Genomic DNA, 11,394 nt, shown 5'->3' on the forward strand with positions numbered 1-11,394 from the left:
GTCAGGGCTTTAACCGATGGCACTGCGATCGGCCCGGGCGGCAGAATCAACCCACGGGTGGACACACCGGATCCGCCCCGGGTCCGATGCTCTGGACCGGTCAGCCCTCGATACTGAATGCGACACAGCCCGCCCACGACCAATGGCGCGCCACCGAACGAGGAGTACGGCGATGATCGAGGCACAAGGCCTCACCAAGCGATACGGCGCAACCGTTGCCGTTGACAACCTGTCTTTCGAGGTGAAACCCGGCAAGGTGACCGGCTTCCTCGGCCCGAACGGGGCCGGCAAGTCCACCACCATGCGGATGATCCTGGGTCTGGACACTCCGACCTCCGGCGACGTCCGGATCGACGGTCAGCACTACCGCGACCTGCGGCAGCCGCTGACCAAGATCGGTGCGCTGCTGGACGCCAAGTGGGTGCACCCGAACCGCTCCGCGCGGTCCCACCTGGCCTGGATGGCCGCGTCCAACAAGCTGCCGAAGTCGAGTGTCGACAAGGCGCTCGAGATGGTCGGCCTGACCTCGGTCGCGAACAAGCGGGCCGGTGCCTACTCGCTGGGTATGTCGCAGCGGCTCGGTATCGCCGGCGCGCTGCTCGGCGACCCGGAGATCCTGCTCTTCGACGAGCCGGTCAACGGCCTCGACCCGGAGGGCATCGTCTGGATCCGGACGTTCATGCACCGGCTGGCCGGCGAGGGCCGGACCGTGCTGGTCTCCAGCCACCTGCTGTCCGAGATGGCGCTGACCGCCGAGGAACTGATCGTCATCGGCCGCGGCCGGCTGATCGCGCAGAGTTCCACCACGGAGTTCGTCGACCGCGCCAGCGGCACCACGGTCAAGGTGCGGACCCCGCAGCTGGACCAGCTGGCCGGCGTCCTGAACCAGCAGCAGCTGGTCACCCGGATCGAAGAGATCGAGAACGAGGGCAAGGTCCTGTTCGTCGAGGGCGACCTGACCACCGACCAGGTCGGTGAGGCGGCCGCCGCGCACGGCATCGTGCTGCACGAGCTGTCGCTGCAGCGCGGTTCGCTGGAGCAGGCGTTCATGCAGATGACCGGCGACTCGGTCCAGTACCACGCACACGACGAGCTCGCCCACGTCGGCGACGTGAACCTGGCGCCGCCGACCGGCGTCGAGGTGGTCTCGGGTCCGAAGGAGGACAACTGACATGTCGCTGATCCAAGTCGAGCGGATCAAGCTCTTCTCCACCCGGTCGCCGTGGTGGTGCATGATCATCGCGGCCGTGCTGTCCATCGGTCTGGCCGCGCTCGCGACCGGTTTCGCCACCGGTCCGCAGGAGGCCGAGGTGACGCCCGCGATGACGCAGTTCGGCGTCGGCCTCGGGCAGATGGTCATCATGGTGATGGCCGCCCTGGCGGTCACCACCGAGTACCGGTTCGGCACCATCCGGACCAGCTTCCAGGCGGTCCCGCAGCGGGCGGCGCTGCTGCTCAACAAGACGATCGTGGTCGCCACGCTCGCGGCCGTCGTCGGCCTGGCCGCCTCGTGGGGTTCGTGGGCGATCGGCAACCTGCTCGCCCCGAGCGCGGACATGGCGATCAACACCTCCGCCGAGTGGCGGCTGATGTTCGGTCAGGCGTTCGTCTACGCGCTCTCCGCGATCTTCGCGATCGCGATCGGCATCCTGATCCGGCAGAGCGCCGGTGCGATCGCGATCCTGATCCTCTGGCCGCTGCTGGTGGAGAGCCTGCTGCCGCTGATCCCGAAGATCGGCGACGACCTGCAGAAGTGGACGCCGTTCACCAACGCGAACCAGTTCCTCAACGGTGAGCAGGACATGGGTCTGGCCGGTGCGGACGCGGCGGGAGCCTCCACCGCGCTGTCGCCGTGGTGGGCGCTGGTCTACTTCGCCGCCTGGGCTATCGGCCTGCTGATCATTGCCCTGGTGACCGCAAGCAAGCGCGACGCCTGAGAGACGACCCCGGCCGAGGTTGAGGGGCCCTGGCCGGGGACGCGAGGCCCGGCCGGGCTGAGGGGTCCTGGCCGCTACGGCCCGTGGAACATCCGGGAGACCGGGTGTACCACGGGCCGTTACCCGTTCCAGGCCCGGCTGCGGCTGGTCGTCGTACCCACGGCTCGCTGTTCCGGAACTGGTGGGTGGGGCTGGCGGGTTGGGTGGGAAAGCGTTTAGCCTGCCGCGCATGACCGACTGGGCGCGGGTGCGCGCCGACGGCTACGCCGTCCCGACCGATCGTCCGCTCACCGATCTCGTCGCCGAATTGTCCGGCCTGCTGCGCGCACCGGATCCGGTGGCGCGTGACACCCACGCGTACGCCGTACTCGCGAGCTGGATCGGCCGTGGTGTCCTGTCCGCCGACCAGCTCCGCGAGCTCGGCGACGAGATGGTCACCCGGTTCGCCGACCCGGAGATCCAGGCCCGTACGTTCGCGCCGCTGATCCTCAACGCGATCGTCTCGGCCGGCGTTTTCGAGCCGAGCTGGGTGCCGCCGTTCGAGCGCTGGTACGTCGCCGAGGAGGACCTGCGCGGGCACGACGCCAAACTCGGCTGGCTGCACGCGGTCGCCCACGGCGCCGACCTGCTCGGCACCCTCGGCCTGCATTCCGCGGTCGAGCCGGTACAGATGCTCCGCCTCGGCGTCGGCCGCCTGCTGACGCCGACGCAGTACGTCCTGCGCGACATGGAGGACGACCGCCTCGGCTACGCCCTGGCCGTCACCCTGACCCGCGCCGACCTCGCCGAGACCGACGCCGTCGACTGGCTCGACCCCGTCCTCCGCGCGCTGGCGAACCCACCCGCCGAAGGCATCACCCCCGAGGTCACGAACACCATCCGCACCCTGCGGGCCCTCTACCTCCTCGTCGACCACGGCACCCGGCTGCCCGGTGCCAACCTGCCGACCCGGATCCCGCATCAGGATCAGGTGAAGGCGAAGATCACCGAGGTCGTCCGCATCGTCACGCCGCACTACCTCTGAGGGCTCGCCATTTGGTGAGGCTAACCTTGGCCCCATGAGCCGCCGAGATGGTTGCCCTGGTCATGGATCCAGGACAACCGACGATCGTCGGCCGGCGCATCCGACTTTCGGCTGGGGTTTCCCTGAACTGTCCCCGAGGGACGATGTGCCGCGGTCCAGGGCACGGTACAGGTGGGTTCCGGTGGAAGCCGAACCTTTGTCGTGGGATCGTCTGGGTGGCAATGCCGTGGCCCCCTCCCATGGTGGTGCCAACGCCACTACCGCAGTAGTGCCAACACCATCGGACCTGGTCCCTGGCGACGTTAGTTTTTTGCTGACGAAAGCCGTCGGGGGCAGCAGTTTCAGAGAGGGCGCGTGGAAGTCATGGTTGCGACATACCTGAAGAAATGGGTCGGCAGCCGGATCTTGAACAGGACCACCCGCAAGGGTGGTCTTGACCTGTCGAAGATGCGGATCGTCCCACGTCAGGTCTCGATGCCGCTCCGCCGCGAGGGCGTGAACCCGGTCCCGGAACTCGGGCAGGTGCGCGAGGCCGAGCCGGTGCACAAACTGGCTCATCTGTTCGGGCTGAACGTGTGGGTGGTGAGCGGGCACGCGGAGGCGAAGGCCGTGCTCGCCGACACGGCGAACTTCAGCAACGACATCCGGCCGCTGGTCGGCTCGGACCCGAAGAAGCCGTCGGAGGGAATCGGCGGCCTGGGGTTCACCGATCCGCCGGACCACACCCGGCTGCGCAAGCTGCTGACGCCGGAGTTCACCAAGCGCCGGCTGGCCCGGCTGGAGCCGATGATCGAGAAGATCGTCAACGACCAGCTGGACCTGATGGAGACCAAGGGGCCGGTCGTCGACATCGTCTCGGACTTCGCCTTCAACGTTCCGTTCCTGCTGATCGCCGACCTGCTCGGCGTCGAGGAGTCCGACCGCGACCGGTTCCGGGCGCTCGGACCGGCCCGGTTCGACCTGTCCGGCGGCGGGATCGGGGTGTTCGGGTCGGCGAGCGAGTCGCGCGACTTCCTGTTCGAGATCGTCCGCAAGCAGCGCACGCAGCCCGGGGACGGGCTGATCGGGTCGATCATCCGTGAGCAGGGTGACGACATCGACGACATCGAGCTGGGCGGGCTGGCCGACGGGGTGTTCCTCGGCGGCTACGAGACGTCGGCGAGCATGCTCGCGCTCGGCACGCTGGTGCTGCTGCGCGACCCGGAGAACTTCGAGCGGATCCGGAACGAGCCGGGTGCGGTCGACACGATCGTCGAGGAGTTGCTGCGGTATCTGACCGTCGTACAGGTCGCGTTCCCGCGGTTCGCGCGGCACGACCTGGAGCTGTTCGGCCAGCAGGTGAAGAAGGGTGACCTGGTCGCGGTGTCGCTGTCCGGGGCCGATCGGGACAAGCAGGTGTTCGGCCTCGACGCCGAGGACTTCTACCCGCAGCGCGCGCCCGCCGCTCACCTCGCCTTCGGCCACGGCATGCACCGCTGCGTCGGCGCCGAACTCGCCCGGATGGAGCTCCGCGCGGCGTTCACCGCCCTCGCACACCGCTTCCCGGACCTCGCGCTGGCAGTCCCGGAGGAGCAGCTCCGCTTCCGCGACTTCTCCATCGTGTACGGCGTCGAAACCCTCCCCGTCCAACTCCACGCCACCGCCGCCACCCAAGCCGCCGGCTGAGACGCTGTCGCCGTCCGGCCAAGGGACACCGCTCCGCGGCGGCTGTCCCTTTGGCCGCCTCCGGCGGCATGCGCGAACCGCCGTCCCGGGCCGGCGCACTACGCGAGTTGACGCTGAGGTCCGGGGGATCGGCTAGGCGGCGGTGCGGTAGACGGCGCAGCCTCGGGTGGTCAGGGCGTGGACCCATTCGGGGACGACGGGGAGGTCGAGCCAGCGGAGGTCGAGCTTCTCCAGGGCAGGGAAGGCGTTCTGGGGTAGGTCGGGGAGGCGGGTGAGGCGGTTGGCTCGCAGGTCCAGGTGTCGCAGGAGTGGGAGGCGGCTCAGCTGGACCGGGAACTCGGTGAGGGCGTTGGCTCGCAGGCTGAGCACGCGGAGTTCGGTGAGCTGGTCGAACGTCGCGGGCAGCCGCTCGATCGCGTTGCGGTCGAGGTGAAGCTCCCGCAGCGCGCGCAGGTCGCCGTACGCGTCGGGGAGCTCGGTGAGGCGGTTGCCATAGAGGCGGAGCTCGATGAGTTGAGTGAGCCGGCCGAGCGAGGCGGGCACTGACGCCAGGCCGTTGTCTGTGGCGCCGAGATACCTGAGTTCGTGCAGCTCGCCGAGTGCCTCAGGCAGGTCGGTGATGTCGAGGTCGCTCACGTAGAGGAACTCGAGCCGCTCCAGCCGACCCAGCGAATCGGGGAGGCTCTTCAGCGGCTGATGACTGAGATCAAGAATCCGCAGTCCGGTGAAGTCTCCTAGCCACTCCGGGAGCGTGGTGAGCGCGTTGTCATGCAGGTAGAGCTCCCGGAGGCTGGTGTGCTCACGGAGCGCAGGATCCACCCGGCTGAGCCCGGTCCCGCCGAGGTTCACGGTGCGCGCCAACATCCGACGCATCTTAGAGCTTCGTCCGCTGGGGCTGATCGCGTCGTTCGGCCGAGCGCGTGGTGGGTGCAGCAGCCGACGAGGGCGCGACGCAGGAGCGACCATGGCGGCGGTGTCGTGTTCGGGCCCCGAACGTAGCGACTCAGGTCGGGCGACGAACTCGGACTGCGCTCGTCACCGCTGAGGTGTGGATAACCCCGCTGCCCGGGCCGCCGCTCAGGTAATCTGGCGACATGACTGCTCAGCCGATGCAGGGCTCTCCGGATGATCCGGGTGAGATCCTTCGCCTGCTGCCGGCGAAGTGGCATGAGCAGTTCCTGGGTGAGTACCACGGCGCCCTCGATGCGGCCCACGAGGTCTGGCGCTTCCAGCAACTGCGTGACGTCCTGCAGCTCTGGCGGCTGCGTGCAGTCGCGTACTCCGATCCGGGCTACGAGGACGCACTCCAGGCCACCCGCGACGGGCGGGCTGAAGACTTCGTGCCGGCCGAGCAAGTGATCCCGGGCTGGTCAGACAGGGAATGAGCTACCGCGTGGAGTTTCACGCGTCCGCACTGGCTCAGCTGCACGGTCTGCCTTCATCGGCGTTCGACGCCTTGGTTGAGCGTGTCGGCAAGCTGGTCGGCGCTCCGTGGGACAGCCAGACTCTCGATCGGGACGAGCCGGCCTTCCGCCAATGCATCTTCGGTGGCGTCGGTCTGCTGTCGTTCCATGTCGACGACGGTCGCGAGCTGATCAGAATCTTCGATGTCACCTGGGTCGGTTGACCTTCGGCTTCAAGGTGTTTCGGGAACCAGTCGGATGGGGGCTGGTTCGGTCGTAGCCAGGGTGAAGATCGGCGACGGGCCGGCGGAGGCACTCCACGCGCTTGGCTACGAGGGCTACTTGCTTGGGTACTTCGCCGTTGGTGGAGGGGGCTGGTGTACTCCGCTGACCACGGCTGCTCGACGAATCATGGTCGGGCGACACCGCGTGCTTTCAGTCGAAGCGGGCGATAGCAGCGCGTCCGGCGGCGGTAGCCGCGACTGCGGGCGACAGCACGGGTCGCGAGCGGCAGCTCGCAACCGCGGGCGGTAGCTCGCAGGTCGAGATCGGGTGGGTGGGAGCGGTGGCGAGCACGTGACGGAGGAGCGGGCGTAGCTCCGCGTGGGGAAAATTCGTGCTTTCTGCGTATGAAGTGTGGCACTAGGTGGTCGGTGGCGGGTTCGGGTCGTGACAGAAGTGGGGGTGGGTGGTCACAATGGGCGGTCCGGCCCGAAGTGCGGGTGAGGATCAGGGAAGGCCGCCGGCGGGTTATGGGAAGTGGCGAGATGGCGACGGGTGACGCGCTGACCGTCCGGATCGCCACCGCGATGACATCGGCCCAGTCGGGTGGGCATGCGACCGCGGCGGCGGAGATCGAGGCGATCAGGGCGGAGCTCGGTGGGGTGCCGAGTTATCAGCTGGCCGCGGCCGAGTACGTCCGTGGTGTCACGGCTCACCACGCGAGCGACGCGGACGAAGCCCTGAAGGCTGTGGATGCGTGTGTGGCCGTCGCGAAGGCGATCGACGAGCCGGGCTGGGAAGCGAACGCGTTGCCGATCCGGATCATCAACCTGGCCCGCAGCGGCCGCGGCGGGGACACAGTGAAGGATCTCGTCACCGCCGAGCACGCGCTGAGCCGGACCAAGGACGCCGGGCTGACCGCCTGGGCGCACACCGGGCTCGGTTACGCGTACGACGTCCTACGCCTTTACGAACTGTGCATTCCGCATTACGAGCGCGCCACTCAATTGGAAGACGATGTCTTCGAGTTGGCTGAGTCAGAAGCGATCGACCGACTGAATCTGGCCGAGACGTATCTGCGCTGGGCGCACGAACTCGAGCGGCTGGGCGATCCGTCGTACCAGCAGGAGATTCAGGAGCGGCTCGCGTCGGCGGCGTACTGGGCGCGTGAGGCGGAGCGGGTGGTCGTCGACGACGAGAGCCAGGAGTTCTGGCGGTTGAGTGCTCGGTTGTGGGTCGCTGCCGCGGCAACGACCGATGATCCGGAGTCGGCGGTGGCCGAGCTGACCGAGTGCCGGGACGAGATCTCCAAGCTGGGTGAGACCGAGCGACTCGCGATCGCAGGCTCCTACCTGGCCAGGGCTCTGCAGGCCAAGGGCAAGTCCGACGAGGCCAAGGCAGCGGCCGATCGGGCCGCGGATGACCTGATTCCGTTGGCGGATCCGGCGACGCGCGTGCTGGTGCTGCAGACCCGGTCGGAGATCGCCGCGGCCGATGGTGGGCCGGGAGCCCTTGCAGGGTTGGAGTATGCGCGTTCGGTGGCGCGCGGCTGGTGGAAGGAGCGGCAGCGGGCGCTGAACGCCGTACGGCATGCGCTTGCCACGCACGACCTCTCAGCCCGGCACGATGCCGAGTGGCATGCGGCGCGGCAGGATCCGCTGACCGGGATCGGCAACCGGCGGGCGCTGGACGAGCGGCTGACCGCGGCCCGCGACTCCGCCCGGGCGGTGACGGTGCTCGTCATCGATGTAGACGATCTGAAGGTGGTGAACGACACCTATGGGCACGCCTGCGGGGACGAATTGCTGCAGGTTGTGGCAAATCTCCTGGTAGAACAGGCGCGATCGACCGATGCCGTGATTCGATCGGGTGGCGACGAGTTCATCGTGGTGCTCGACCAGCCGGACGCGAAGGGTGGTGCGCAACTGGCGTTGCGGATCCGGACCGCGGTCGCGGCCATCGCGGCGGCGACAGCCAAGCCGTGGCTCGGGCGGCTCGGACTGAGCATCGGGTACGCAGCAACAGCCGAAGGTGTCGAAGTGGACCAGCTGATCGCCACGGCGGACCGTCGCTTGTACGACGACAAGCGCCGCAGGCGGTGAGGCGACAGGGGGTTGTGAGGTGCGCGACACGTCGGGGGTGACCGCGCGGATCGCGGCGGCGATGACGCGGGCCCAGTCGGGCAATCCGGCCGAGGCCGCGATCGAGCTCAACCGGTTGCTGACCGAGCTCGGCGCCGAGGCGAGTCCCGAGCGTGCCGCCGCGGAGTACGTGCGCGCCGTCGCGGCCCACCACGCCACCGACGCGGTCGAGGCGCTGGACGCGGTCGACGCCTGTATTCGGGTCGCCCGCGCGATCGACGAGCCGGGCTGGGAGGCGAACGCGATCGCGATCCGGATCGTCACCCTGATCCGCACCGGCGAGGGCGGTGACTCGGTCGCCGACCTGGTGGCCGCGGAGAACGCGCTGTCCCGCACCCGCGATCTCGGCCTGGCCGGCTGGGCGCACACCGGCCTCGGGTACGCCTACGACCTGCTCAGGCTGTACGAGCTCTGCATCCCGCACTTCGAGCTCGCGGCCGAGGGTGATCACGACCCGCTCGGGCTGCCCGAGGCGCCGGCGATCAACCGGCTCAACCTGGCCGAGTCGAACCTGCGCTGGGCCCACGAACTCGAGCGCCTTGGCGATACGTCGTACGACGGGGAGATCCGCGAGCGCCGGCGGGATGCACACCGGTGGGCGGGCGAGGCGATCCAGGTGATCGTCCGCGATGACCTGCTCGGGTACTGGCCGATCGCCGGGCGGATGTGGCTGGCGGCCAGTAACGACGAGAGCGAGGCCGCCGAGGCCGTGGTGATCCTCAAGGACTGCAGGGATCAGCTGGCCAAGCTGGGCGACCTGGAGCTGGCCGCGATCGCGGGCGCCTATCTGGCCAAGGCGCACGCCGTTCTGGGCCGGCTCGAGGACGCCACAGAGGCCGCACACCGGGCTGGGAGCGACCTACCGCCGACATCCGATCCGCCGGTCGAGGCGCTGGTCCGCCACACGGCTGTGCAGATCGTGGCGGAGTCAGGAGACGCTGGAGCGGTCACTGGGCTGCAGTACGCGCGTGCGATCACCAGAGGCTGGTGGGCCGAGCGGCTCCGCGGCCTGTACGCCGTACGCAGCGCACTGGCCAATCACGAGCTCTCGATCAGGCACGACGCGGAGTGGCGGGCTGCCCGCGAGGACCCGCTCACGGGCGTTGGCAACCGTCGGGCGCTGGACGAGCGGATGTCCGTCGCGCACGACGCGAGCCGGTCGGTGGCGGTGATCGCTATCGACGTGGACAACCTCAAGGTGATCAACGACAGTTACGGGCATGCCTGCGGTGACGAGGTACTGCGACGGGTCGGGCATCTGTTGACCGAGCAGTGCCGGGCCGAGGACGTGGTGGCGCGAGCCGGTGGTGACGAGTTCGTCGTCGTACTGGACAAGCCGGACGAGCGTGGTGCGCGTGAGCTGGTGGAGCGGATCAAGCTGGCGGCGGACCGGGTCGCCGCCAGGGCGGACGAGCCGTGGTTCGCGATGCTGAGGCTCAGCATCGGGCAGGCCAGCAGCACCGACGGTACGGCGGTCAGCGAGCTGCTGGCCGAGGCAGACCGGCAGATGTACGCCGACAAACGCCGCCGCCGGACCTAGGTCGTCAAACACGACCTAGTAGTTCAGGAATCCCTCGACAACAAGGCGTCTGACCTGGGGGAGGTAGTCCCGCAGTACGTCCTCCAGCGGGCGGTCGAGGAGATCTGCCAGCGCGGCAAGGATTTGCCCGACGCTCAGGTCCCCGTCACACGCACCGACGAAGCCTGCCAGCACAGTGTCCGCCTGCTCGGCCCGCCGCATCCCGCGCTGCCGCCGCAACACGATCGAGGCCGGGTCCTCCGCGCCAGGCTGCCCACTGGTCTCCTGGATCACGTCATCCGCCACTACCAGGTTCAGCCCGGTCAGGTCGTCCGGCAGCCCCTCCAACCGCTCGAACCGTTGCAGTACATGCGGACCGATCGGACGCTCGATCTCATACGGCCACCCCTCGGCCTCGAGCGTCCCTTCCACGTTGTGCAAGGTGATCCAGCCCATGCCGATCGCCTCGACACCTTGCTCGTCCAGCCAGCGCAGCCAAGCGTCGTACCGGGCCGTGTACTCCGAGGACCCGTGCAGACCGGCGTCTCGCAGCCACAGCTCGACGTACTCGGATGGGTCGAGTTGCTCGCGCTGCACGGCCCACGCCGACCGGTCGCCCGTCCACCCGGCGATCCGGTCACGCCAGTCCTCGCCACGGACGCACGTCCAGTTCGCCAGCAGCTGACACCAGCCACCCTCGGTCAAGTGGTACGGCGCCTGTCGCACCAACTGCTCGACCACGGAGTCACCGGCGAACCCGGTCTCGCGGTACGTCAGCCGCCCGTCGCCCGGAGAGATCACGTACGGCGGATTGCTCACGATCAGGTCGAACCGCTCGTCACGCACCGGCTCGAACAGACTCCCGGAGCGGACGTCGAGGTCGACCCGGTTCAGCGCTGCCGTCCACCGGGCCAACTGGAGAGCCCGCGGATTCACATCGGTGCCGACGATCTGGTTGACCCGGTCGGCCAGATGCAGCGACTGGATCCCGCAGCCGGTGCCGATGTCGAGGGCACGCTCGGCCTTGATCGGCACCGTCAGGTGGATGAGGCTCAGGCTGGCCGGCGCGATCCCCAGCACATAGTCGGACCGCATCGGCTCGCGCCGCCCGTCCAGACCTGGGGTGAGGTCCGCGACCACCCACCACTCCCGGCCGTCCTCGGCGTACGGCCGGATGTCGAGCACCGCCCGCGCCTCGCTGTCGTGGACGACTATGATGCCCAGCGCAACCAAGTCGACGCCAGGAAAAGCCTGTAAAACAAGGGATTCCGGTACGGCGCGTTGCAGCAGGAACAACCGGATCATCGTGTCGAGCGCATCACCGGAGCCGGTACGCCGGCCCGCAAGAGTCGTCTCGTTGCGGGCCAGCGCACCATTGGCCTGGGCGCCCAGCCGGTCGGCCACCCCTTCGACCGTGTACCCGGCTGCTGTGAACGCCTGCCGCAGCGCATCCACGTCGGTCCCCGTCAGCTCACTCATGGAG

General features: G+C 68.7%; 10 protein-coding genes. 8 read left to right on the top strand and 2 right to left on the bottom strand.

The genetic code is table 11. The features are described 5' to 3' along the window. Window positions 1–172: 172 nt before the first annotated feature. The 4 genes from ACGFIF_RS33480 (at window position 173) to ACGFIF_RS33495 (ending at window position 4,626) form a co-directional block, all read left to right on the top strand. Window positions 173–1,171 (top strand): ABC transporter ATP-binding protein, encoded by a 999-nt coding sequence (locus ACGFIF_RS33480; RefSeq protein WP_393160089.1) that lies wholly within the window; start codon window positions 173–175, stop codon window positions 1,169–1,171. Between the two features lies 1 nt (window position 1,172). Then, on the top strand, window positions 1,173–1,937 hold the full coding sequence (locus ACGFIF_RS33485; RefSeq protein ID WP_393160090.1) for a hypothetical protein: 765 nt from the start codon (window positions 1,173–1,175) through the stop codon (window positions 1,935–1,937). Window positions 1,938–2,166: 229 nt separating this feature from the next. Further along, window positions 2,167–2,961, top strand: coding sequence for a DUF2785 domain-containing protein (locus ACGFIF_RS33490; RefSeq protein WP_393160091.1), 795 nt, complete (start codon window positions 2,167–2,169; stop codon window positions 2,959–2,961). Window positions 2,962–3,324: 363 nt separating this feature from the next. Beyond that, window positions 3,325–4,626: a cytochrome P450 gene (locus ACGFIF_RS33495; RefSeq protein ID WP_393160228.1), complete on the top strand. Its 1,302-nt coding sequence runs from the start codon at window positions 3,325–3,327 to the stop codon at window positions 4,624–4,626. A 132-nt stretch (window positions 4,627–4,758) separates the two neighbouring features. On the opposite strand, the gene ACGFIF_RS33500 is transcribed toward ACGFIF_RS33495, so the two are convergent. Beyond that, window positions 4,759–5,490, bottom strand: coding sequence for a leucine-rich repeat domain-containing protein (locus tag ACGFIF_RS33500; protein ID WP_393160092.1), 732 nt, complete (start codon window positions 5,488–5,490; stop codon window positions 4,759–4,761). A 230-nt stretch (window positions 5,491–5,720) separates the two neighbouring features. Here ACGFIF_RS33500 and ACGFIF_RS33505 point away from each other — a divergent pair, with 230 nt between their 5' ends. The 4 genes from ACGFIF_RS33505 (at window position 5,721) to ACGFIF_RS33520 (ending at window position 9,932) form a co-directional block, all read left to right on the top strand. Then, a complete protein-coding gene (locus tag ACGFIF_RS33505; RefSeq protein WP_393160093.1) occupies window positions 5,721–6,011 on the top strand; it encodes a DUF6247 family protein in 291 nt (96 codons plus the stop codon). 8 nt (window positions 6,012–6,019) lie between these two features. Beyond that, entirely contained in the window at window positions 6,020–6,253 is a 234-nt protein-coding gene (locus tag ACGFIF_RS33510) for a hypothetical protein (RefSeq protein WP_393160094.1), read from the top strand. A gap of 543 nt (window positions 6,254–6,796) precedes the next feature. Then, the gene (locus tag ACGFIF_RS33515; RefSeq protein ID WP_393160095.1) at window positions 6,797–8,353 is read left to right on the top strand and encodes a diguanylate cyclase domain-containing protein; all 1,557 of its coding nucleotides are present in this window, start codon (window positions 6,797–6,799) and stop codon (window positions 8,351–8,353) included. A gap of 19 nt (window positions 8,354–8,372) precedes the next feature. Next, window positions 8,373–9,932: a diguanylate cyclase gene (locus ACGFIF_RS33520; protein ID WP_393160096.1), complete on the top strand. Its 1,560-nt coding sequence runs from the start codon at window positions 8,373–8,375 to the stop codon at window positions 9,930–9,932. A gap of 15 nt (window positions 9,933–9,947) precedes the next feature. On the opposite strand, the gene ACGFIF_RS33525 is transcribed toward ACGFIF_RS33520, so the two are convergent. After that, complete coding sequence (locus ACGFIF_RS33525) at window positions 9,948–11,390, bottom strand: methyltransferase (RefSeq protein WP_393160097.1); 1,443 nt, start codon at window positions 11,388–11,390, stop codon at window positions 9,948–9,950. Window positions 11,391–11,394 lie beyond the last annotated feature (4 nt).

The sequence above is a fragment of the Kribbella sp. NPDC049174 genome (assembly GCF_043197365.1).
Classification (GTDB): Bacteria; Actinomycetota; Actinomycetes; order Propionibacteriales; family Kribbellaceae; genus Kribbella.